The sequence below is a fragment of the Kitasatospora sp. NPDC048365 genome, from assembly GCF_043200835.1.
GTDB classification, from domain to species: Bacteria; Actinomycetota; Actinomycetes; order Streptomycetales; family Streptomycetaceae; genus Kitasatospora; species Kitasatospora terrestris.
Genome location: NZ_JBICYJ010000066.1, coordinates 15,787 through 39,031, shown reverse-complemented (window position 1 = coordinate 39,031; position 23,245 = coordinate 15,787). Strand labels below are relative to the sequence as shown.

18 protein-coding genes and 1 riboswitch are annotated in these 23,245 nt (G+C 73.4%); of the genes, 11 read left to right on the top strand and 7 right to left on the bottom strand.

Features of this window, described 5'->3' with window-relative positions:
* A partial coding sequence (locus ACGFX4_RS38390; protein WP_393085275.1) for a BTAD domain-containing putative transcriptional regulator occupies nucleotides 1–2,565 on the top strand: 2,565 nt, incomplete at its 5' end.
* Between the two features lie 64 nt (nucleotides 2,566–2,629).
* Here ACGFX4_RS38390 and ACGFX4_RS38385 read toward each other — a convergent pair.
* From ACGFX4_RS38385 to ACGFX4_RS38375, 3 genes are all read right to left on the bottom strand, one after another.
* The gene (locus ACGFX4_RS38385; RefSeq protein WP_393085272.1) at nucleotides 2,630–3,235 is read right to left on the bottom strand and encodes a TIGR03086 family metal-binding protein; all 606 of its coding nucleotides are present in this window, start codon (nucleotides 3,233–3,235) and stop codon (nucleotides 2,630–2,632) included.
* A 108-nt stretch (nucleotides 3,236–3,343) separates the two neighbouring features.
* Complete coding sequence (locus ACGFX4_RS38380) at nucleotides 3,344–5,227, bottom strand: protein kinase (protein ID WP_393085269.1); 1,884 nt, start codon at nucleotides 5,225–5,227, stop codon at nucleotides 3,344–3,346.
* Nucleotides 5,228–5,334: 107 nt separating this feature from the next.
* The gene (locus ACGFX4_RS38375) at nucleotides 5,335–6,792 is read right to left on the bottom strand and encodes an MFS transporter (protein ID WP_393085266.1); all 1,458 of its coding nucleotides are present in this window, start codon (nucleotides 6,790–6,792) and stop codon (nucleotides 5,335–5,337) included.
* A gap of 164 nt (nucleotides 6,793–6,956) precedes the next feature.
* Here ACGFX4_RS38375 and ACGFX4_RS38370 point away from each other — a divergent pair, with 164 nt between their 5' ends.
* On the top strand, nucleotides 6,957–7,673 hold the full coding sequence (locus tag ACGFX4_RS38370; RefSeq protein WP_393085263.1) for a TetR/AcrR family transcriptional regulator C-terminal domain-containing protein: 717 nt from the start codon (nucleotides 6,957–6,959) through the stop codon (nucleotides 7,671–7,673).
* Here ACGFX4_RS38370 and ACGFX4_RS38365 read toward each other — a convergent pair.
* Complete coding sequence (locus tag ACGFX4_RS38365; RefSeq protein ID WP_393085260.1) at nucleotides 7,646–8,677, bottom strand: LacI family DNA-binding transcriptional regulator; 1,032 nt, start codon at nucleotides 8,675–8,677, stop codon at nucleotides 7,646–7,648. The genes ACGFX4_RS38370 and ACGFX4_RS38365 overlap by 28 nt on opposite strands.
* Nucleotides 8,678–8,805: 128 nt before the next feature.
* Here ACGFX4_RS38365 and ACGFX4_RS38360 point away from each other — a divergent pair, with 128 nt between their 5' ends.
* From ACGFX4_RS38360 to ACGFX4_RS38335, 6 genes are all read left to right on the top strand, one after another.
* The gene (locus tag ACGFX4_RS38360) at nucleotides 8,806–10,740 is read left to right on the top strand and encodes a discoidin domain-containing protein (protein ID WP_393085257.1); all 1,935 of its coding nucleotides are present in this window, start codon (nucleotides 8,806–8,808) and stop codon (nucleotides 10,738–10,740) included.
* Nucleotides 10,741–10,787: 47 nt separating this feature from the next.
* A complete protein-coding gene (locus ACGFX4_RS38355) occupies nucleotides 10,788–12,695 on the top strand; it encodes an RICIN domain-containing protein (protein ID WP_393085254.1) in 1,908 nt (635 codons plus the stop codon).
* A gap of 304 nt (nucleotides 12,696–12,999) precedes the next feature.
* The gene (locus ACGFX4_RS38350; RefSeq protein ID WP_393085251.1) at nucleotides 13,000–14,265 is read left to right on the top strand and encodes a carbohydrate-binding protein; all 1,266 of its coding nucleotides are present in this window, start codon (nucleotides 13,000–13,002) and stop codon (nucleotides 14,263–14,265) included.
* Nucleotides 14,266–14,383: 118 nt separating this feature from the next.
* Complete coding sequence (locus tag ACGFX4_RS38345; RefSeq protein WP_393085248.1) at nucleotides 14,384–14,779, top strand: VOC family protein; 396 nt, start codon at nucleotides 14,384–14,386, stop codon at nucleotides 14,777–14,779.
* Between the two features lie 62 nt (nucleotides 14,780–14,841).
* Entirely contained in the window at nucleotides 14,842–15,462 is a 621-nt protein-coding gene (locus tag ACGFX4_RS38340; protein ID WP_393085245.1) for a hypothetical protein, read from the top strand.
* Nucleotides 15,459–16,721 (top strand): nucleotidyl transferase AbiEii/AbiGii toxin family protein, encoded by a 1,263-nt coding sequence (locus tag ACGFX4_RS38335; RefSeq protein ID WP_393085242.1) that lies wholly within the window; start codon nucleotides 15,459–15,461, stop codon nucleotides 16,719–16,721. Before ACGFX4_RS38340 ends, ACGFX4_RS38335 begins: the two co-directional genes overlap by 4 nt.
* Before the next feature lie 15 nt (nucleotides 16,722–16,736).
* Here the strand turns inward: ACGFX4_RS38335 and ACGFX4_RS38330 are convergent, their stop codons facing one another.
* Nucleotides 16,737–17,252 carry a DinB family protein gene (locus ACGFX4_RS38330; RefSeq protein ID WP_393085239.1) on the bottom strand — a complete coding sequence of 172 codons (516 nt, stop codon included), beginning with the start codon at nucleotides 17,250–17,252 and terminating at the stop codon, nucleotides 16,737–16,739.
* Nucleotides 17,253–17,325: 73 nt separating this feature from the next.
* A riboswitch (ZMP/ZTP riboswitch) is annotated at nucleotides 17,326–17,424 on the top strand.
* A gap of 30 nt (nucleotides 17,425–17,454) precedes the next feature.
* On the opposite strand from ACGFX4_RS38330, the gene ACGFX4_RS38325 reads away from it, so the two are divergent.
* Both ACGFX4_RS38325 and ACGFX4_RS38320 read left to right on the top strand, forming a co-directional pair.
* On the top strand, nucleotides 17,455–18,921 hold the full coding sequence (locus tag ACGFX4_RS38325; RefSeq protein ID WP_393085236.1) for a glycine hydroxymethyltransferase: 1,467 nt from the start codon (nucleotides 17,455–17,457) through the stop codon (nucleotides 18,919–18,921).
* A gap of 59 nt (nucleotides 18,922–18,980) precedes the next feature.
* The gene (locus ACGFX4_RS38320; protein ID WP_393085233.1) at nucleotides 18,981–19,790 is read left to right on the top strand and encodes a hypothetical protein; all 810 of its coding nucleotides are present in this window, start codon (nucleotides 18,981–18,983) and stop codon (nucleotides 19,788–19,790) included.
* 3 nt (nucleotides 19,791–19,793) lie between these two features.
* Here ACGFX4_RS38320 and ACGFX4_RS38315 read toward each other — a convergent pair whose 3' ends face one another.
* The gene (locus tag ACGFX4_RS38315; RefSeq protein WP_393085231.1) at nucleotides 19,794–21,143 is read right to left on the bottom strand and encodes a HEAT repeat domain-containing protein; all 1,350 of its coding nucleotides are present in this window, start codon (nucleotides 21,141–21,143) and stop codon (nucleotides 19,794–19,796) included.
* Between the two features lie 70 nt (nucleotides 21,144–21,213).
* On the bottom strand, nucleotides 21,214–22,032 hold the full coding sequence (locus tag ACGFX4_RS38310; protein WP_393085228.1) for an alpha/beta fold hydrolase: 819 nt from the start codon (nucleotides 22,030–22,032) through the stop codon (nucleotides 21,214–21,216).
* A gap of 163 nt (nucleotides 22,033–22,195) precedes the next feature.
* Here ACGFX4_RS38310 and ACGFX4_RS38305 point away from each other — a divergent pair, with 163 nt between their 5' ends.
* Entirely contained in the window at nucleotides 22,196–23,059 is an 864-nt protein-coding gene (locus ACGFX4_RS38305; protein ID WP_393085225.1) for a helix-turn-helix transcriptional regulator, read from the top strand.
* Nucleotides 23,060–23,245: the final 186 nt, after the last annotated feature.

Below are 23,245 nucleotides of genomic sequence, written 5' to 3'. Positions count from 1 at the left end.
GAACTCGACACCGAGGACTTCACCCGGGCGGTCACCGCCGCCGGCGCGGCCCGCAGGCAGGCCGACTGGCACGCCGTCAGCCACTCCGCGCAGGCAGCGCTCGGGCTGTGGCGAGGCGCGCCGCTCGGTGATCTCCCGCTGCCGGCCGAGGACGCGCTTCCGGCCGTCCGGTCGTTCGAGGAGGCGCGGCTCCAGGCCGCCGAGTGGTTCTTCGAGGCCGAGCTGAACCTCGGCCGGCACGCGAGCGCCCTCGCCGAACTCACCCGCTGGGCCGCCCTCAACCCCCTCCACGAGGCCCTCCACGTCCAGCTGGTCACCGCGCTCTACCGCAACGGCCGGCAGGCCGAAGCACTCGACGCCTACGAAGGCATCCGGGGCCGCCTCGCCGACGAACTCGGCATCGACCCCGGACCGGCCCTCCGCACCGTCCACCAGCAGGTCCTCCAGGCCGACCCCGACCTCCTCCGGCCGCAGGCACCGATCACCGTCGACACCGACCCCGCGCACCCCGCAACGCCCGAGCCTGCAGAAGCCGCACCCCGGCCTTCACCCGCCCAGCTCCCGGCCGACACGTCCGACTTCACCGGGCGCGCCGACGGGCTGGCCGCGCTGACGGACCGGTTGGAGGCGGCCGCGTCCGGCGCGGGTTCCTGTGTGCTGGCGGTGTCGGGGATGGGCGGGGTCGGCAAGACCGCCCTGGCCGTCCATGCCGCACACCGGGTGCGGCACCTGTTCCCGGACGGGCAGCTCTACGTCGACCTGCACGGCTTCGGCAACGCCCGCCCCCGCGACGCCCACGACGTCGTCGCACGCTTCCTCGGCGACCTCGACCCGGAACTGCGCGGCGCAGCGCTGCCCGAGCACACCGACGACCGCGCCGCCCGCCTGCGCAGCGTCCTCGCCGACCGGCGGGTGCTGCTGGTGCTGGACAACGCCCGCGACACCGAACAGGTCCTGCCCCTGCTGCCCGGCCACGGCCGCTGCGCCGTCGTCGTCACCGGCCGCACCGCACTGACCGGCCTGCCGGGCGCCGACCACCTCGCCCTGGAGCCGCTGGACGTCGGCGAGCAGCGCGACCTGCTGGCCCGGGTGTGCGGCGCCGAGCGCGTCAACGCCGAACCCGACGACGCCCTGCGCCTCCTCGCCGCCTGCGGCGGACTGCCGCTCGCCCTGCGCGTCACCACCGCACGACTCGCCTCACGGCCCGCGTGGTCCCTGGGCGTCCTCGCCGACCTGCTGACCGCAGACGGCTCACGGCTGCGCTCACTCACGGCGGGGCACCTGTCGGTCCGTACCACTCTCGCCTCCGGCTACACGGCCCTGCGCGACAGCGACGAGCGCGACGCCGCCCGCCTGTTCCGGCTCCTCGGCCTGTGGCCGGGCCTGGTGTTCGGCGTCAAGCAAGCGTCGGCGCTGACGGAGCGTCCGGAGCACGTCACGGCCGAACTCCTCGAAACCCTCGTCGACCACCACCTCCTCCAGAGCCCCGAACCCCTCAGGTACCGCTTCCACGACCTGCTCAGCGAACTCGCCGCCGAGACCGCCGCCACGGAGGAAAACCACCAGGAGCGCGACGCCGCCCAGGTACGGCTCATGGTCTGGTACTGCGCCGCGCTGCAGCACGCCCTGCACATCGTCCTCCCGGGCGTACAACGCATCGCCGTCCTGACGGACGAGCCCGCCGCGGCACCGCCCGATTTCGCCGACGGTCCGCAGGTGCGGACCTGGTGCACCCAGGAACTGAGCAACATCACCTCGGTGGTGCGTCAGGCCGCGGACTCCTCCCGACCGGACCTCGCCTGGCGGATCGCCGCCGGTCTCTCGGGCTACATGACCGCCGGCTGGTGGACCGGCGCCGCCGACGAATGCCGCGAACTCGCGCTGCGCACCGCCGAGCGGACCGGTGACCTCGTGGGCCAGGCCGTGATGCTCGAACGGATCGGCGTGGTCCACGGCATGTCCGACCGCCTTCCGGAGTCGTCCGAGGCGCTGACGGCCGCCCTCGACAGAGCCGAACGGGCAGGCCGTGACGACATCACGGCCACCGTCCTCAAGAATCTCGCCGTTCTCCACAACCAGATGGGCGATGCCGCGGCCGGGCTGGCCTACGCGCAACGCGCACTCCGACTCGGCGTTCCCGAGGACGACGACCTCCTGGTGAACGTGATGGCGTCGGCCCACCTGAACCTGCGGGACTTCGCGGCGGCGGAGGCGGGGTTCCGGCGAGCGGTCGAGGCCTGGCGGCGCCATGGCAACCGACACAACACCGCGGTGTCGCTGTCGAACCTCGGCGACAGCCTGCGAGGGCTGAACCGGCGCGAGGAGGCGCTGGCGGCCCTCGCTGATGCCCGCCGCATCCACGAGAACCTCGACAGTCCGCACGGCATCATCGACTGCCTGCTGATCACCGGCCGCGTTCACCTCCACTTCGGCCACTGGGACGAAGCCGCCACCGCCTTCCACCAGGCCATCGACCTCGCCCGCGAACACCGGCTGCCCGCCTTCGAACAGGAGGGAGTCGAAGGACTCGACGAGCTGGGACGACTGCGCACCGCAACGGCCTGACCGGAACCGAACGCGTTCGGGAACCGGGCGCCGGGGGCCGATCTCCAGGGCCTGGCCCTGGCTCTCAGAGCGCGGCCCAGGCGGGGTCGCGGCCGGTCAGGGCGAGTAGCCGGGTCTGGGCGTCGGCGCCCGCCGGGGCGGGGAGCTCGGGTTCGAACAGCCCGGTCGCGGCCAGGTTGCGGTAGCCGCGGAACTCGGTGAGCGCGAAGGCCGCGGCCTCCGGCGCCATCCGCCCCGGCTCGCCCAGCGCGCGGGCGAGGTCCCAGGAGTGCACGACGGTCTCGGCGATCAGCTCGACGGCGTACCCGCCGGCGTCGCGCAGCCCGTACGGCGGGTGGATCAGCCGGTCGGGCGCGCCGGGTGCGGCGAGCGCGTCGGCGCCGCTGTGCGCCGCGCTCTGCCAGACACCTTCGGGGTTGACGCCGAGCACGTCGCCCTCGAAGCGGCGGCCGAGCTGCTCCGGTGTGTAACCGCCGAGCAGCTGGCAGACCCACAGGTGCTGGGCGGTGACGTGGTTGACCAGGTCACGGACTGTCCACCGCGGGCACGGCGTGGAAGCGCTCCAGCGGTCCTTGGGAACGGCCGCGACCAGCCGTCCGAACTCCTGGGCCGCGGCGCCGTACCGGGCCCGGACGGCCGTGTGGAAGCCGGGTGCGTGCGGGCATTCCATGGCACGCCCTCCGTTCTGCCGGGAAACCCCACCGGACACTCCCAGTGAACAGAACGGATCGCCCGAACGCCAGGAGCGGGCGGTGACGGAGCGGCTACGGCGCCCGGGTCAGCGCGGGACCGCCCGGAGCACCTTGCCGGTGCGGTCGGCGGCGAGGTAGCTGCCGCCGTAGGCGTCGGAGAGGTAGACCCGGATGGTGGGCTGGCCCTCGCTCCAGGCGTCGATGATCAGGTAGCGGCTGGTCGGGTTGGGGATGTTGAGCGTCTTCTCGGCCTGCTCGATCAGCGACGGCACGACGTTCCAGTCGTAGACGCTCAGGTCGATGATCTTGTCGCTGGAGCTGAACGTACCGCTGAAGTGCTCCAGTTTGGCGGCGCGGCCGTTGCGGTACTGCCAGGTGTCGTAAAACTTGGCGTCGGTGGTGGTCGGGGCCTTGGCGCTGGCGTACTCGGGGTAGACCACCAGCTCGTCGACCTTGCTGCCGCCCATCTGCGCCTCCAGGGCGGCGACGGCGGTGTTCAGGCCTGCGGGGGTGAGCAGGTCCACCTTGCCGGTGGTGGTCTTGGGCGTGCTGCTGGGCTTGGCGGAGCCGCCGCCGCTGCTGCCGGCCCCGGTCCCGTTGCCGGTGGACTGACCGCCAGGGCTCTGGGTGGCGGTTGCGTCGTTGCTGCGGCCCTTGTAGCCGCCGTCCCGGGTGAACGTCCAGACCAGGCCCGCCGCGACCACGACGGCGGCGGTGGCCAGCGCGACGGTCGTCAGCCCGCCGCGCTTGCGGGGCGGGACGGGCGGGTGGGCGTCGTACGGCGAGGTCGGGCCGCCAGCCCACGCCGACCCCGCGGTCGGGCCCTGGAAGGCGCCGCCGGCGGTGGGCGACTGGGCGGGCCAGGGGGTGGACTGCCCGGTCGCGGACTGCGCGGGCCACGGGGTCGGCTGGCCGGTGGCGGACTGCGCGGGCCACGGCGTCGGCTGGCCCGTCGCGGACTGCGCCGGCCACGGGGTGCCGGCACCGGCGGCGGGCATACCGGTGGCGGGCCACGGCGTGCCGGGCTGCTGGCCGCCGGTCGGCCACGGGGTGGACGGGTCGGCGGGCGGGCCCGGGGTGATCGTGGGGCGGCCGGTGTCGCGCTCGGTGGAGGAGTACGCGATGGCCGGGCCCTGCTCGGCGGCGGCCAGCAGCCGGTCGAGCTCGGCGCCGTCGGGCCGGGTGGCGGGGTCGCGGCCGAGCATCCGGGCGAGCACCGGGCCGAGGGGGCCGGCGTGGATCGGCGGCGGCAGCGGCTCGTCGAGGACGGCGGCCAGCGTGGCGAAGGTGGTCGCGCGGCGCAGCGGGTGGTGGCCCTCGACGGCGACGTACAGGGTCATGCCGAGCGACCAGAGGTCGGAGGCGGGGTCGCCCTCGTTGCCGCGGATGCGTTCGGGGGCGATGTACTCGGGCGAGCCGATCAGGGCGCCGGTGGCGGTGAGGCTGCTGGTCTCGGTCATCGCGGCGATGCCGAAGTCGGTGAGCACGGGCGTGCCGTCGAGGCGCAGCAGGACGTTGCCGGGCTTGACGTCGCGGTGCTGGATGCCGGCGGCGTGTGCGGCGCGCAGGGCGGCGAGGACGCCGCGGCCGATCCTGGCGGCCTCGGCGGCCTTCAGCGGGCCGTCGGCGATCCGGTCGGCGAGGGAGCCGCCGGGGACGAGTTCCATCACCAGCCACGGGTGGGGCAGGTCGGGGGTGTCGACGATGTGGTGGATGGTGGCGACGTTGGGGTGCTGGAGGCGGGCGAGGGCGCGGGCCTCGCGCAGGACGCGCTCGCGGAGCTCGTGCGCGGCGGCCGGGTCGGCGGCGAGCACGGCGGGGTCGGGCGGGCGGACCTCCTTGAGCGCGACCTCGCGGTGCAGGGCGGTGTCGCGGGCCTTCCAGACCACGCCCATGCCGCCGCCGCCGAGCCGCTGCAGCAGTTCGAACCGTCCGTCGATCAGCCGGTCGGCCGGCCCCCCAGTGTCCATGGCCGTCATCGTAGGGGGCCGGACGGACGGCGGCGCCGCCCCGCCCGGGTGGAGGGCGGGGCGGCGCTTGGGGCACCTCGGTGGTGTGGGGACGTACCGGATTCGGCTCAGACGGTGACCTCGGCGGGTGCCTGGGCCCCGTCCTCGGCGGTCTCGGCCTCGCCGTGGCCCTGCGGCCGGGCGTGCCGGGGCAGCAGGAAGACCGCGGCGAAGACGACGACCAGCATGGCGATCTCCACCCCGAGGGTGAACTGCTCGGCCTTGACGAAGTCGGTGGACTTGATCCGCTCGAAGAAGACGGTGCCGAGGATCGCGGTGCCGAGGGCGGCGCCGAGCTGCTGGACGGAGGTGAGGGTGCCGGAGGCGGAGCCGGTCTCGTGCGGCTCGACGGAGGCGAGCACGGTGTCGAAGAACGGCGCCATCACCAGGCCCATGCCGAAGCCGGAGACGGTCAGCGCGGGGATCAGCTGCCAGGGGGTGACCTCGGCGCCCGCGAGCTGCAGGGTGAGGATCAGGCCGCCGACGCCGAGCACCATGACGATCAGGCCGGCGTGCATCACCTTGCGGCCGAAGCGCTGCAGGCCCTGGGAGAGGACGAAGGCGACGACCATGCCGATCGAGGACGGGATGCCGGTGAGGCCCGCCTTGAACGGCGAGTAGTGCAGGCCGAGCTGGGTGTAGAGGCTGAAGGTCAGCCAGAAGCCGGTCATGGCGGAGAAGAACATCAGGCCGAGCACCATGCCGCCGCTGAAGCCGCGCTTGGCGAACAGGCTGGGCTCCACCAGGGGGTCGCCGCCGCGGGCGCTCTTGCGCTTCTCGTACCAGCCGAAGAAGCCGAACACCGCGACGGACAGGCCGATCAGGACGAACGCCCAGGCCGGCCAGTCATGCTCGCGGCCCTGGACCAGCGGGTAGACCATCAGCGCCGAGCCGCCGGCGGCGAGCAGCGTGCCGAGCAGGTCGAGGCGGACGGTGCGGGCGCTCTTCCACTCGGGGAGGAAGGCGCGGCCGCCGGCGATGGCGAACAGGCCGAGCGGGATGTTGATCAGGAAGATCATCCGCCAGCCGGTGCCGAACAGGTCGGCGTCGACCAGCCAGCCGGCCAGGATCGGGCCGCCGACCGTGGACAGGCCCATCACCGGGCCGAACATGCCGAACGCGGTGGCCTGTTCCTTCTCGGAGAAGATGTCCTTGAGGATGCCGAGGCCCTGCGGCAGCATGACGGCGCCGAGCAGGCCCTGGACGACCCGGGCGGCGATCAGCTGGTCGGGCTCCTGGGCCAGGCCGCAGGCGATCGAGCCGAGGGTGAAGCCGACGGCGCCGATCAGGAACATCCGGCGGCGGCCGAAGATGTCGCCGAGGCGGCCGCCGGTGATCAGGCCGATGGCCATGGCGAGGGTGTAGCCCGCGCCGAGCCACTGGATGGTGGACTCGCCGCCGCCGATGTCGGCGCGGATGGCGGGGGCGGCGATGTTGGTGACGAGCGAGTCGAGGAGGTCCATGACCTCCGCGGCGAGGATCACGAAGAGCGCGACCCATCGCCACTTGTAGGGCGTGTCGGACACCGGGTGCTCCAGAGGGAACTGAAGGACGTACGAACAGCGTTTGCTGCGACGAACACTGTTCTACGCGCCGCGCGGACATCTGTCAAACACTGTTCGTCCGCCCGAACGGCGTTCGCCGGAGGTACGATGTTCGTCGACCGCACAGCAGCGAAAGCAGGTGGCCCATGTCGACGTCGGCGATGCCCGAGATCCCCTGGCACAAGGCGCGCAAGGGCGAGCCCCGGCAGCCGCTGAGCCGGGAGCTGATCGTGGAGACCGGCGTGCGGCTGCTGGACGCCGAGGGCCTCGGCGGCGTCACCATGCGCCGGGTCGCCCAGGAGCTGGGCACCGGCCCGGCCTCGCTGTACGCGCACGTCTCCAACAAGGACGAGCTCTGCGAGCTGATGCTGGAGCGGATCGCGGGCGAGATCCCGCTCCCCGCGGAGCCCGAGCCGGCCCGCTGGAAGGAGCAGGTGCTGGAGATCGCCCTGGCCGCGCAGCAGGTCTTCACCGCGCACCGGGACATCTCGCTGGTCTCGCTCGGCGCCATCCCGCTCGGGCCCAACCAGCTGCGCTTCACCGAGTTCCTGCTCGACCTGCTGCTGCAGGCGGGCGTCCCGGGCCAGCAGGCCGCCTGGGCGCTGGACGCGCTCGCCCAGCTGATCGACGTGGACGCGTACGAGGCCACCCTCTACACCGGGAAGATGGCCGGGCAGGACCCCGAGCAGTACTTCGAGTCCATCCGCGGCTACCTGCACGCGCTGCCCGCCGACCGCTACCCGGTGCTCAGCGGCATGGCGGACACCCTGGTCACCGGCGACGGCGACCAGCGCTTCGTCTTCAAGATCGAGACCCTGCTGCGCGGCCTGGAGACCTACATCGAGCGGCCCGCCGAGGGCTGAGCCACCGGGCCGGTGGAGCCGCGGACGACCAGTTCGGTGGCGAGCTCGACGTGCAGCGCCTCCACCGTCCGGCCCTCCATCAGGCGCAGCAGCAGGCTGACCGCCATGCCGCCGAGCTCCTCCAGCGGCTGGCGGACGGTGGTGAGCATCGGCACCGAGCTGCGGCTGAGGTACAGGTCGTCGAAGCCGGTGACGGAGAGGTCCTCGGGCACCCGCAGGCCGCGCTCGTGGGCGGCGCGCAGCGCGCCGACGGCGGCCTTGTCGTTGAACGCGGCCAGCGCGGTGGGGCGCTCGGGCAGGTCGAGCAGGCGGCGGGCGGCGGTGTAGCCCCAGTCGCTGGTGGGCTCGATGGAGGTGACCAGGGCCGGGTCGACCAGGACGCCGACCTCGGCGAGGGCCGAGGTGTGCCCGGCCAGCCGTGAGCTGCTGGCGAGCCACTCGCTGGGGCCGTTGATGAGGCCGATCCGGCGGTGGCCGAGGCCGACCAGGTGCGCGGCGACGTTGCGGGCGCCGGCGAAGTGCGCGGCGGAGACCGCGGCGATGTCGCGCGGCACCGGGGTGCGCGGGTCGATGACCACGAACGGGACGTCGCGGCGCCGCAGTTCGGCCAGCTCCTCGCTCTCCTCCACGGGGAGGATCAGCAGCGCGCCGGCGATGTCGCGCCGGCCCGGGAGCTCGGCGAGCACCCGGGCGTCCCGGGCGGCCTCGCCCGCGTTGAGCACCAGCTGCCGCCCGTGGGCGTCCAGCGCCTCGGCGACGGCGGAGAGGATCACGCCGAAGTAGTCGGTGAGCAGGTACGGGCAGCGGACCAGGACCGCCCCCGGGCGGGCGGGCGGCCGGGCGGTCGGACCGCCGAGCCGCTCCACCGCCTGCTCGACCGCCTGCCGGGTCTCGGCGGTGACCACGGCCTGGCCGTTGAGGACCCGGGAGACGGTGGCGATCGAGACGCCCGCCTCCGCCGCCACCTCCCGGACCGTCACCTTCATGGAACGCGGCCTAGCCATTTGTTACATCGTTTCGTTTCACAACTCCCATCGTAGCGCGAGTTCTTGACAGCGCACAGCGCCGCCGTTTACCTAATCGCAGCACAGATTTTGCTGCAAATGTTTCATTTTGTTACAGGGAGAGAGCCATGAACAGACGCGTCCTCGGCGCCGCCACCGCCGGTGCGGTGGCGCTGAGCCTGCTGGGCAGCACCGCCGCGGTCCAGGCCGCCGCCGCTCCCCACCGGCCCGGCCCCGCCCTCGCCGAGGTCTGGGTCACCACCCCGGACCGCGCCGAACTCCTCCACCACCGCGACCCGGTCGCCTTCGCCCCCGGCGGCTCGGACCGCACCACCATCACCGTCGACCCGCAGCAGACCTTCCAGTCGATGGACGGCTTCGGCGCCGCCCTCACCGACTCGGCCGCCGCCGTCCTCGCCGGACTCGCCCCGGACGCCCGGGAGCGCGCCATGCGGCAGCTCTTCGACCCGGAGCAGGGCATCGGCGTCAGCTTCCTGCGCCAGCCCGTCGGCTCCTCCGACTTCACCGCCGCCACCGAGCACTACAGCCTGGACGACGTCCCGGCCGGGCAGACCGACTTCCCGCTGGCGCACTTCTCGATCGCCCGCGACGAGCAGCAGGTCCTCCCCCTGCTGCGCGAGGCCCGCCGGCTCAACCCGAAGCTCACCGTGATGGCCACCCCGTGGTCGCCGCCGGCCTGGATGAAGACCACCGACTCGCTGATCGGCGGCCGGCTCAAGGACGACCCGAAGGTCTACGACGCCTACGCCCGCTACCTGGTGAAGTTCGTCCGGGCCTACGCGGCGGCCGGCGTGCCGATCGACTACCTCTCGCTGCAGAACGAGCCGCAGAACCGCCGCCCCGGCGGCTACCCGGGCACCGACCTGCCGGTCGAGCAGGAGCTCGCGGTCATCCGGATCCTCGGCCCGCTGCTCAAGCAGGCCAGCCCGCGCACGAAGATCCTCGGCTACGACCACAACTGGATCACCCACCCCGGCGACGTCTCCACCACCCCGGCCGGCGAGGACCCGCAGACCGACTACCCGTACCGGCTGCTGGACAGCGACGCCGCCCGCTGGATCGCCGGCACCGCCTACCACTGCTACGCGGGCGACCCCAGTGCGCAGAGCAAGCTGCACGCCGCCCACCCCGACAAGGGCGTCTGGTTCACCGAGTGCTCCGGCTCGCACGGGCCGAACGACACCCCCGAGCAGATCTTCCGGGGCACCCTCACCTGGCACGCCCGGACGCTGACCGTCGGCGCACCCCGCAACTGGGCCAAGTCGGTGGTCAACTGGAACATCGCCCTGCGCGAGGACGGCGGCCCGCACCTGGGCGGCTGCGACACCTGCACCGGGCTGCTCACCGTCCACCCGGACGGCACGGTCACCACCGACGCCGAGTACTTCACCATCGGCCACCTGTCGAAGTTCGTCCGGCCCGGCGCGGTCCGGATCGCCTCGACCAACTACGGCACCACCGGCTGGAACGGCCAGCTGACCGACGTCGCCTTCCGCAACCCGGACGGGTCGACCGCACTGGTGGTGCACAACGAGAACGACGCCCCGCGCAGCTTCGCCGTGGCCGTCGGCGGGCAGCGCTTCGAGTACACCCTGCCGGGCGGCGCGCTGGCCACCTTCACCTGGCCGGCCTCGCGCCAACTGCGCCCCGAGGATCGGGAGATCCCCCTCGACGGGGCGAAGGCCACCACCCTGCCCGCGGGCACCGACGCGGCCGCCGCCCTCGACGGCGACGGCTCGACCCGCTGGTCCAGCGGGCAGGCCCAAGAACCCGGCCAGTACCTCCAGGTCGACCTCGGCCGGCCGACCCGCTTCGACCGCCTCGCCCTCGACAGCGGCGACAACCTCGGCGACTACGCGCGCGGCTGGCGCATCGAGGCCAGCGAGGACGGCACCCACTGGCGCCCCCTCGCGACCGGCACGGGCACCGGGCAGCTGACCACCGTCGACCTGCCCGGCACCCGCGCCCGGCACCTGCGGATCACCAACACCGGTACCGCGGGCTCCTGGTGGAGCATCGCCGACCTCCGCCTGTACCGCTGAACCACCACCCGTACGGCCCCCACCTCCCCCACCCCAGGAGCCGCACCATGCAACGCACCTCGCTCGGCCGGCTGTTCGCCGCCGGCACCGTCCTGGCGCTCGGCGCCACCGGACTGACCACCCTCTCCTCGGCGCACGCCGCCGACACCACTGCCCAGGTCTGGATCACCACCGCCGACGGGTCCAGCCGGCTCACCCGCGGCGCCGACGCGGCGTTCTCCTCGGGCACCCCGCAGTCGCTGGACATCGCCGTCAACGCCGGCGACGTCCGCCAGCCGCTGGTCGGCTTCGGCGCCTCCTTCACCGAGTCCGCCGCACACCTGGTGGCGGGCCTGGACAGCACCAACCGCTCGGCGCTGATGAACGACCTCTTCGGCCCGAACGGCATCGGCCTGAACTACCTGCGCCAGCCGCTCGGCGCCTCCGACTTCGTCGCCAAGCTGCCCTTCTACACCTACGAGGACACCCGCGGGTCCTTCTCGATCGCCCGCGACCAGGCCGAGATCCTGCCCGCCGTCACCCAGGCCCGCGCGGTCAACCCGGCGATCCGGATCATGGGCACCCCGTGGTCCGCCCCCGCCTGGATGAAGTCCTCCGGCTCCCTGAACGGCGGCGCCCTCAAGCCGGAGAACTACGGCGACTACGCGGACTACCTGGTCAAGGCCGTCAAGGCGTACCAGAGCGCGGGCGCCCCGATCAGCGACCTCACCGTCCAGAACGAGCCCAAGTTCGAGACCGGCTACCCCTCCACCGGGATGACCGCCGCCCAGCAGGCCGACTTCATCAAGGTGCTCGACGGCAGGCTCACCGCGGCCGGCCTCGGCACCGAGGTGTACGCCTACGACCACAACTGGGACGACGCCAACTACCCGCTCTCGGTGCTCTCCCAGGCCTCCTCGGTGGCCCGGCTGAAGGGCGCCGCCTTCCACTGCTACGGCGGCCAGCCGGAGGCCGAGCAGCAGGTGTACGACACCGGGAAGGCCGTCTACTTCACCGAGTGCTCCGGCACCGACTCCGCGGACAAGTCGCGCACCTTCGCCGACACCCTCAAGTGGCAGACCGAGAACCTGGTGATCCGCAACCTGCGCAGCGGCGGCCGCACCGTGGTGCTGTGGAACATGGCGCTGGACGCCAACGGCGGCCCGCAGTACGGCAACTGCGCCACCAACTGCAACGGCGTGGTGGAGATCAACGGCAACTCGTACACCCGCAACGCCGAGTACTACCTGCTCGGGCACATCGCCAAGTTCACCAAGTCCGGTGCACACCGCATCGGTTCGACCAGCCAGGGCAGCGGCGGGCTGCAGAACGTCGCCTTCCTCAACCCCGACGGATCGCGCGGCGCGGTGGTGCTCAACGCCACCGGCTCCTCGCAGCACTTCTCGATCAGCGACAGCGGCCGCTCGCTGAGCTACGACCTGCCGGCCGGCGCGGTCGCCACCTTCACCTGGCCCGGCGCACCGGTCTCCGGTCCCACCCAGTCCCCGTCGCCCACCCAGTCCACCGGGCCGATCTCCCCCACCGCCTGGTACACCGCGACCAACCTCAACTCCAACAAGTGCGCGGACGCCGCCGGGTGGGGCACCGCCAACGGCACCGCCGTGCAGCAGTGGGCCTGCGGCGCCGGCGCCAACCAGCAGTGGCAGTTCACCCCGACCGACAGCGGCTGGTACCGGATCACCAACCGCAACGCCGCGGGCAGCGGCCAGGTGCTCGACGTGACCGGGGCCTCCGCCGCCGACGGCGCCAAGATCCAGACCTGGCAGTGGTCCTCGGGCACCAACCAGCAGTGGAAGCCGGTCGCCCAGGCCGGCGGCACGTACACCCTGGTCTCCCGGTCCAGCGGCAAGTGCCTGGACGTCACCGACGTCTCCACCGCGGACGGCGCCCGGCTGCAGCAGTGGTCCTGCACCGGCGGCGCGGCCCAGTCCTTCCGCCTCACCGCCGTGGGCTGACCGACTCCCGTGTGATCCAAGGAGGTTGACGCGGACCCGCCGCAGGTCTATACCAGTGAGCGACCAAGTCCACCACAACCGGCCGCAATCGCGGCCCGGCTCGTGCGCACCCCCGCCATGCCTGCGCACGGGCCGGGCCTGTTGTCGCCTCTTCCAGGAGAGGCCTCCCGTGACTCCTCCTCCTCGCAAGCGAGAAGGCTTCTCACTCGGCCCCGCGGAGCCTCATGACGGCCAAGCCCTGACCGCGGTCCGTGGTGGATCGGTTACTCATCGTACCGCACCGTCCCCCACGCAAGGAGTAGCGATGGAACGCACTGGTCCCCCACCGTCCCCCGCTCCCGCCCGTCCCGCGCGCCACCGCCGGCGCCGCGGCGCGGTCGGACTGCTCTCCGCCCTCGGCCTGGTCGCCGGCGCGGTCGCCGCGTTCACCGCCGCCGAGCCGGCCGGCGCGGCCACCCTCGGCTCCAACTGGTACGCCTCCGCGCCGTACCTGATGCCCGAGGACAACAGCCCGCCGGACGCGGCCGCCGTCATGGACGCCACCGGCCAGAAGGCCTTCCAGCTGGCCTTCATCCTGGCCCAGGGCAACAGCTGCGCCCCCGCCTGGGGCGGCACCTCCTCGATCGACACCGACACCACCATGCCCGCGGTCATCCAGAAGATCCGCGACAAGGGCGGCGACGTCTCGGTCTCCGTCGGCGGCTACGGCGGCACCAAACTCGGCCAGACCTGCGGCACGCCCGAGGCGACCGCCGCGGGCTACCAGAAGGTGATCACCAAGTACGGCCTCAAGGCGATCGACTTCGACCTGGAGGAGCCCGAGTACGAGAACACCGCCGCCATCCACAACGAGATCGGCGCGGCCCGGATCCTCCAGCAGAACAACCCGGGCCTGTACATCTCGATCACCACCGCCGGCACCAACGCGGGCACCGGCTGGTTCGGCACCCAGATGCTCAACGAGGCCAAGTCCCAGGGCTTCACGCCGAACAACTACTCCATCATGCCGTTCGACGGCGGCTTCAACGGCGCGGCGGCCCAGACCGACGCCCTGGTGAAGTTCAACCAGATCCTGCAGACCACCTTCGGCTGGACCGAGGCCAACGCCTACGCCCACGAGGGCGTCTCGCTGATGAACGGCCGCACCGACGTCGCCGAGTACTTCCGGCAGGCCGACTTCCAGACCGTGCTGGACTTCGCCACCGCGCACAAGCTCGCCCGCTACACCTACTGGTCGGTCAACCGCGACCGCCAGTGCCCCGGCACCGTCGACCCGGGCCTGTCCGGCTCGTGCTCCAGCGTCGCCCAGAACGACTGGGACTTCACCAAGTTCACCGTGAAGTTCGCCGGCGCCACGCCGCCCACCACCCAGCCCCCGACCAGCAACCCGCCGACCAGCAACCCGCCGGGCAACTGCACCGACCCCGCGTGGAGCGCCACCACCACGTACACCGCGGGCAACAAGGTCTCGTACAACAACAAGAAGTACCACGCCAAGTGGTGGACCCTGAACGAGAACCCGGCCTCCAGCGGCCAGTGGGGTCCGTGGGCCGACGACGGCCCCTGCTGACACCCGGTCGACCCGACGGTGCGATGCCGTACGATCCGTCGTACGGCATCGCGTGTCGGTCACCGTCCGGGTGAGGCATGGAGGTGCCCGTGAGATTGCCTTCTGGAGGCATCCCACCGTGTCCGTCGAACTGAACCACACCATCGTCCACGCCCGGGACAGCCGGGAGTCCGCCGAATTCCTCGCCCACGTCCTCGGGCTCGAGGTCGGCACCCCCTGGGGCCCGTTCGTCCCCGTCGCCACGTCCAACGGCGTCACCCTGGACTTCGCCTCGATCCCGGCGGAGTCCATCGTCATGCAGCACTACGCCTTCCTCGTCACCGACGAGGTCTTCGACGCCGCCTTCGCCCGCATCCGGGCCAAGGGCCTGACCTACTGGGCCGACCCGCACGGCAAGCTGCCCGGCGAGATCAACCACCACCACGGCGGCCGCGGCGTCTACTTCCTCGACCCCGCCGGCCACGGCCTGGAACTCATCACCACGCCGTACGACAGCCACCTGCCCACCGTCTGACCCTCACCCCGCCCTCAGCCGGCCGGGGACGGGCTCCCGGCCGGCCGCGGGCCGCACCGGACATGATCACTGGCGAATTCGAGACCCACCTGACCCTGACCCCCGACGACGCCGACTCCGTGGCGGGTTGGGCCCGTCGGCGAGGGCTGAAGTACACCCACATCGTGCTGGCGCGCGGGCGCCAGGCCTCCCAGCCGATGCTCTCCTGGAACGCCGCGGGGACCTTCACCGAGCAGCGGGCCGCCGCCGAGGCGGTGGCGGGCGAGCTGCGGGCCGCCGGGTTCACCCCGGTGCGGGTGAAGATCGAGGCCGCTCCCTGGGCGGACGGCGTGCCGTCGACCGACCCGGACGCCCGGCTCCTCGGGCCCGAGCACTACTTCGAGCACCACGTGAAGGTCCTGCTCGACGGCGACCGGGAGGCCCTGGTCCGCGCCGTCGCCGGCCACCGCGCGCACGTCTCGTGGAACGCCCGCCGGGTCGAGTCCGACGGGCGCCGGCAGCAGTTCGTCACCCAGCGCTGCCACGGCGTCGGCCTGCACACGGCGGGCGCCCGCCTGGAGCGGCTGACGGCGGCCCTCACCGCGGCCGGCTTCCCCCCGCTCTCGGTCGAGCGCGAGTACGTGGTCCACGACAGCAACCTCGCCGTCGACGACGGCTGGATCGAGGAGGAACCGACCCCATGAGCGAGCCCTGGGACTTCCGCAGCGACGGATCGGTGCCGAAGAAGCTCCCGCCCGGCGCCGGGCCCCGCCGCGGCCTCGGGCTGCCGCTGACCCTGCACCCCGTGGACGACCCGGACGCGTTCCAGGCGCCGATCTTCGACCCGGCGCTGAAGCAGCACCGCAACGCCTACCGCGCCGCCGACCCGCGCTTCACCGACCCCGAGCTCTCCGCCGCCTGGTACGCCGCCCGCCGCCGGGCGATGGACCTGCTGCTCGCCGCGATCGCGGGCTCCCCCTGGGCCGGGTCGGTCGTCCTGCGCGGCAGCGTGGTGCTGCGCGCCTGGTTCGGCGACGCCGCCCGTGAGCCCGGCGACCTCGACTTCGTGGTGGTCCCCCAGGACTGGAGGATCGAGGAGCCGCGCACCGCCGAGCTGCTCACCGGCATCGCTGCGGCGGCGGAGGCGGCGAGCGACGGGCCTGTCTTCTTCTGGGCGGCGGACGCCGTGAGCGAGGACATCTGGACCTACGACCGGGTGCCGGGCCGCCGGCTGATGCTGCCCTGGCACTACGCGGGCGACCTTCCGGGCGGGGCGATCCAACTCGACTTCGTCTTCAACGAGCCGCTGCCGGTCGCCCCCGAGCCCGTTCTGCTGCCCGCCGCCGACGGCCCGGGCACCCGCCTGCTCGCGGCCACCCGCGAGCTCTCGCTCGCCTGGAAGGTGCTCTGGCTCGTCACCGACAACTACCCCCAGGGCAAGGACCTGTACGACGCGGTCCTGCTCGCCGAGTCCGTGCACCTGAGGTACGAGGTGCTCCGCGAGGCCATGGTCGCGGCCGGCGGGCCCCACTGGGCGGAACGTCCGGTCGACGCGGTGGTGCTCTCCGGTGTCGGCGCCCTGATCGACGACGACTGGGAGTACTTCCCCCGCGAGTACCCGCACCTGCCCGCCGACCGGAACGCCCTGGTCGGCCGACTGGCAGCGGCCCTCGCCCCGACCTTCGCGGAGGTCCCCGAGCAGGACCGGACCGACTGGTGGCGGGAGGGCTGGCTGGCGGCACTGCGCCGGCGGTACGCCGAGGGCGGCCCGGAGGCGGTCGCGGAGCAGCTCAGGGGCGCCCATGTCGCGCTGATGCACCGCCTGGCCCGCCAGGTCGTCGACCGGTCCGAACTCGACGACGACGCGCTGGCCCGGGCGCTCCTGGCCGCCCCCACGAACGCGTACTGGGCCCGGCTCGTCGCCGAGGGCATGCCCCTCGGCGAGCTCCTGTCCTACGGCTGACCCGCCGCCGGGCGGTCAGGCGCCGGTGGTGCCGTCGAGGTGTTGGCGGACCAGGTCGGCGTGGCCGTTGTGGCGGGCGTACTCGCCGATCATGTGCAGGTGGATCATGCGCAGCGACATGGCCTCGCCGTCAAGGTCGAAGGTGGTGTCCATCGACACCCCGGCGACGGCCTCGTCGGCGAGGCGGACCTCCTCGACCAGGCGGTCGTAGTCCTCCTCGGCGCGGGCCGGGTCGAGGAGCTCGAAGTCGGCGTCCTTGCGGCCCTCGACGAAGTGCAGCGGCTCCACGGGCAGGGCGGAGAACCGGATCCGGAACCAGGTGCGCTCGACCTTGGCCATGTGGCGCACCAGGCCGAGCAGGGTGAGGTTGGAGTCCGGCAGCGGGGCGACGGCGAGCTGTTCGCCGGTCAGGCCCGCGCACTTGTGCAGCAGGGTGGCGCGGTGGAAGGCCAGGTAGCCGGGGAGCATCTCGCCCTCGGGGGCGGAGAGCGAGCCGTCGGGGCGGGTGATCTCGGGTGCGGTCCAGGTCATGGCGTGATCATGCAGCCGGTGGCCGGTCCGCCGCCACCCCTTTGCCCGCACGCCGACGGGGGTTGCTACGATCGCGGCGAGCCGTGACTGGCGCGCAAGGGATGGATTCGACCATCGGGGAGCGGCTCCGCGGCATCGTGCCGCGCTGTCGCCGTGCGCCTGGGCCGTCCGTACCGTCATGGATCGTCATGAGGAGACCGCCTTGGCCCAGTCCGCGCTTCCCCCGCACACCGCCGCGAACGCCGCCGCCGACACCGCGTTCCGCTCCGCGCTCGACGTGATCCGCGCCGTGGAGCCGCGGGTCGCCGACGCGATCGGCGGTGAACTCGCCGACCAGCGCGAGTCGCTGAAGCTGATCGCCAGCGAGAACTACGCCTCCCCCGCGGTGCTGCTCGCCATGGGCAACTGGCTGAGCGACAAGTACGCCGAGGGCACCGTCGGCCGCCGCTTCTACGCGGGCTGCCGCAACGTCGACACCGTCGAGGCGCTGGCCGCCGAGCACGCCCGCGAGCTGTTCGGCGCCGAGCACGCGTACGTGCAGCCGCACTCGGGCATCGACGCCAACCTCACCGCCTTCTGGGCGGTGCTCTCGCAGCGCGTCGAGAGCCCGGCGCTGCAGCGCGCCGGGGTGCGCAACGTCAACGACCTGACCGAGCAGGACTGGGCCGAGCTGCGCCGCGAGCTGGGCAACCAGCGGATGCTCGGCATGTCGCTGGACACCGGCGGCCACCTCACCCACGGCTTCCGGCCGAACATCTCCGGCAAGATGTTCGACCAGCGCAGCTACGGCACCGACCCGGTGACCGGCCTGGTCGACTACGACGCGGTGCGCGCCGCCGCCCGCGAGTTCAAGCCGCTGATCCTGGTCGCCGGCTACTCGGCGTACCCGCGGCTGGTCAACTTCCGTCTGATGCGCGAGATCGCCGACGAGGTCGGCGCCACCCTGATGGTCGACATGGCGCACTTCGCGGGCCTGGTCGCGGGCAAGGTGCTGACCGGCGACTTCGACCCGGTGGCGCACGCCCAGATCGTCACCACCACCACGCACAAGTCGCTGCGCGGCCCGCGCGGCGGCATGGTGCTGTGCGACTCCGAGCTCGCCGAGCACGTCGACCGGGGCTGCCCGCTGGTCCTCGGCGGCCCGCTGTCGCACGTGATGGCCGCCAAGGCCGTCGCCTTCGCCGAGGCCCGCCGCCCCGAGTTCCGGCAGTACGCGCAGCAGGTCGTCGACAACGCGCAGGCGCTCGCCGAGGGCCTGCTGCGGCGCGGCGGCAAGCTGGTCACCGGCGGTACCGACAACCACCTGGTGCTCGCCGACGTCACCGGCTACGGCCTGACCGGCCGCCAGGCCGAGGCGGCCCTGCTGGACTCCGGCGTGGTCACCAACCGCAACTCCGTCCCGCAGGACCCGAACGGCGCCTGGTACACCTCCGGCGTGCGGATCGGCACCCCGGCGCTCACCACCCGCGGCCTCGGCCTCGCCGAGATGGACGAGATCGCCGACCTGATCGACACCGTGCTGCGCAACACCGCGCCCGCCGAGGGCAAGGGCGGCAGCCCGTCCAAGGCCCAGTACCGCCTCGACGACGCGGTCCGCGACGCGGTCGCCAAGCGCGCGTCGGAGCTGCTCGCGCCGTTCCCGCTCTACCCGGGCGTCGACCTGGTCTGAGCCCGCCACGCGATGCCGGGAGGCCGACGCCGTGTGCGGCCTCCCGGTACCGTGACGGGATGTCACTTCCCGCCGAAGTCACGCAGACCGTCACGACCTTCCTCTCCGCCGTCGACCGGTCCGCGCCGGGCCTGGTCGAGGGCCTGTACCTGTGCGGCTCGCTGGGCTTCGGCGAGTACGTCGCCGGGCACAGCGACGTCGACTTCGTCGCCGTCCTCGCCGAGCGCCCCGGACGGGCCGCGCTGGACGCCCTCGCCGCCGCCCACGCCACCGTCCGCGCGGAGCACCCCCGCCCGCACTTCGACGGCCTGCACGCCGTCCGCGCCGACCTCGCGCGGTCGCCGGACGAATGCCCCGACCTTCCGTGCACCCAGAACGGCGAGTACCGCGAGGCGGGCCGGTTCGGCGTCAACCCGGTCACCTGGCACGAACTCGCCCGCCACAGCGTCCCGGTGCGCGGCTCGCGGCTCACCGACGCCGACGTGTGGACGGACGACGCGGCGCTGCGCGCCTACAGCCACCGCAACCTCAGCGAGTACTGGTCCGGCACCGCCGCCGCCATCGCCGCGAACCCGCAGGCCGCCGCCGGGCCGTTCGCCGCCGAGTGGTGCGTGCTCGGCGTCAGCCGCCTGCACCACCTGCTCGCCACCGGCACCCTCACCACCAAGTCCGGCGCCGGCCGCTACGCCCTGACCGCCTTCGAGCCCTACTGGCACCCGATCATCACCGAGGCCCTCGCCCTCCGCGAGGGCTCCCCCTCCTCCTACGGCGAGGACACGGCCAGGCGCGGCGCGGACACCGTCGCGTTCACGGCGATGGCCATCGAGGCGGGCCTGGCCCTGCCCGCCCCGGCGCACGGCCTCCCGTAGCCGTCAGGACCGATACCTCCAGACAGCGAACAGCCGGTGGTCGTGCTCCCAGAAGGCGTCGAGCGGTCCGACCCGCTCGGCCGCCTGCTCGGCCCGGGGGTCGTCGCGGCGGGCGAGCGCGTAGGCCGCCTCCAGCCTCAGGTCCGGGTCGTCCTCGTCGAGGAGGGAGAGGAAGGCGTCCAGGGTGGGGGCGGTCCGGTCCTCCGAGGAGGCGAGGGACGCGGCGGCGCGTCTGCGCACTCCCGGGGCTTCGTCGCGGAGCAGCAGGATCAGGGCGTCCCTGGTCGCCGGATCGAGTCGTCCGTCGGCCGCGAAGCGTGGGGCGAACACCTGCGCCACAGAGGCCCGCACGCCGGGATCGGGGTCGCGGACCAGGCCCAGCAATGCCGTCGTGGCCGCCTCGCTCCGTGCGGTGCGTTCCTCGCTCAGGCAGAACGCCACCTCGGCCCGTACGTCGGGCTCCGGGTGAGTGGCGTACTGGAGGCCGATGGCTTCCCGATCCGGGTGGTCGTGGCCGTTGTAGACCTCCAGGACGGCGGCGAGCACGCGCCCGTCGGGCTCGTCCAGCGCCCAGTCCGCCAGGAAGTCGGTGTCACGGGCCATCTCCGGCATGCGCTCCAGCGGCACGAAGAGGCTCCGCATGGCCAGGACCGCCGCCAGGAAGCGCCGGTGGACGGGATCGGGACGGTCCCGCAGGGCGGTCAGCTCGGACCAGATGCGTGGACCCTGTCGTTGGCCGAGGAAGTAGGAAGCGGCGAACCAGTTGCTGTCGCCCACCTCCGCGTCCGGGACGGCGCGCGCCATCACCACCTCGACGGGCGGGAACAGGACGAACCGCCACTCCAGCGCGGTGAGGACCGCCCCGTGCCCGGCCCGCACGGTGAGCCCGCCGAGGGACAGCTCGTCGAGCGTGTCGCCGTCGGGTTCGTCGATCCGGCGCCTGACGGCGGGCCCGGTGGCCCCGGTCCGGCGTCGCAGTTCCTCGACCGCGCCGGTCTCGTGCCAGTGCCGGGCCCGGTCGAGCAGGCGCTGTCGGGCGGCTTCGGGGAGGCGCAGCCGCGGCTCGTTCCCGAGGACGGTGCCGACCAGGGTGGGCGAGCCGGTGTCGACCGCCCGCAGCAGCGGGGTGCTGCCGTCGGGGAGTTCCCGGTCCTGGTCGGCGCCGGCGTCGATCAGGACCTCCGCGGTGCGGTGGTCGAGGCCGGCCACGGCGGTGCAGAGCAGGGGCAGCCCGTCGGGGCCCGGGGTGTCGGGTGCGGCGCCCTGTTCCAGGCAGGCCCGCACCGCTTCCGCGTCCTTGGCGATCACCGCACGGACCAGCCGGTCCGTCAGGTCCGGCGACGGCTCCGTCAACACTCCCCCTGATGGTCTGTCCACTACCGGGCGAGCACGCTACCCGGCCGGCCCTTCACCTGCCCCTTGATTACGGCTCCGCCGGAGTGCTGAGCACGCAGTGGAGCCGCTCCGCGGTCGCCCGCGGGCGGTAGACGTAGGCGTTGTGCCCGCCGGGGAACGGCTCGCAGGCGGTCCCCAGCCGCTCGGCGAGCAGCACGGCGCAGCGGTGCGGCCAGTAGCGGGCGGAGTCCTCGCCGGCGGCCGGGACGATCCGGGCGGGGGACGCGGCGAGCGCGGCGAGGTCGAGCCGGTGGGCGCGGGTGGCCGGGGTGTCGTGGGTGAGGAGGAAGGCTGCGTTCGCCCGCTGCTGCGGGCCCGGGGCGCGGAGCTCGACCTCGGGTTCACGGTCGCTCGGGTCGATGCCGACGAGCTCCGCGAACCTGCGCAGCGCCGGGGCGGTCCCGTCGGCCGCGAAGGCCTCCTCGGCGGAGCGCAGGTCCCGGAGGGCGGCGGCCCGCTCGGGTTCCGGCAGTACCTGGGTGGCGGGCGGCTCGTGGGCGACGAGGGTACGGACCTGCCCGGGGTGCCGGACGGTGAGCTCCAGCCCGATCAGCGCGCCGAGGCTGCTCCCGTAGACGTGGGCGGGCTCGGCGGTGTGGGCGGCGAGCAGCCGGGAGAGGTCGTCGGCGTGCGTGGCGGGGCTCGCCCCGGGCCGGTCGGCGGTGCTTCGGGACAGGCCGCGGCGGTCGTAGGTGAGGACGGTGTACCGATCGGCGAGGCGGTCGGCGAGGGCCTCGGTCGCGGTGGCGTCGCCGTGGCCGCCGGCGACGAGCACCAGGACGGGGCCCGAGCCGCGGACGAAGTGGCGCAGCCGGGCGCCGGGCACGGCCAGCAGGGATTCCTTCATGGGTGACCACCGTTCGGTTCGTTCGGGCCGCTCTGACGGGACGTCACCACTGTGCGTCGGCCGCCGTCGGGTGGGGAGCGGAGCGTTCTTCCTGGGACTGCCGGTCCCAGGGAAACGGGTGGCGCCGGACCGGGCGTGCGGTGGTATCACTACCGGCATGGGGATGGACCGCGATCAGCTCGCCGACTTCCTGCGCCGGTCCCGGACCCGGCTGGGCCCGCTGGACGTCGGGCTGCCCGAGGGGCCGCGGCGGCGCACGCCCGGGCTGCGCCGCGAGGAAGTGGCCGTGCTCGCCGGAATGTCCGCCGACTACTACGTGCGCCTGGAGCAGGCCAGGAGTCCGCAGCCCTCGGACCAGATGCTGGCCGCGCTGACCCGGGCCCTGCGGCTGAGCGTCGACGAGCGCGACCACCTGTACCTGCTCGCCGGCCACCGCCCGCCGGAGGCGGACCGGGCCGGGGAGTACCTGCGGCCGAGCCTGCTCTACCTGCTCGACCGCCTGGACGGCGTCCCGGTGCAGGTCCTCAGCGATCTGGGCGACCTGCTGGCGCAGAACGAGCTGGCGCAGGCGCTGTTCGGCTGCGTCTGCTCGGTGGCCCGCCCGGACCGCAACCTCGTGCTGCGCTGGTTCTCCGACCCGGTGGTGCGTGAGCGCCTGGCCCCCGAGGAGCACGAGGAGTACGCCCGGCAACTGGTCGCCGACCTGCGCGCCGCGGTCGTCCGGCGCGGCACCGACGAGGCGTCCCGCGGCCTCCTCGCCCGGCTCCGGGACTCGGCCGCCGGGGCAGAGTTCGCGACGCTCTGGGAGCGGCACGAGGTGGCGGTGCGGACCTCGCACCCGTACCGGCTGGTCCATCCCGAGCTGGGCCGGATCGTCTTCGACTGCGAGGTACTGGCGACGCCGGCGGCCGACCAGCGCCTGCGTGTCTTCACGCCGCCGCCCGGCGGCACCGAGGCCCTCGACCTGCTGCGCGCGCTCGGCCCCGGGCATCGGCACTGCGCCGAGGCCGCCCCCCGCGGCTCCTAGCCTCCGCGCCCCGACCGCTCATCGGGCCCTCCGGCTCCTGCACCGACGCACGGAACCCGCGCGCCGCGCCCCTACCCGCGTCGGCGGCCCGCTGCCGGTGCTCGGCGACGGGGCCCGGCTGGGGCCGCCGGTTCCACGCCGCCGGCTCGCCCGCCGGATAGTCTCGGTCTCCCGACGAGCACCGCA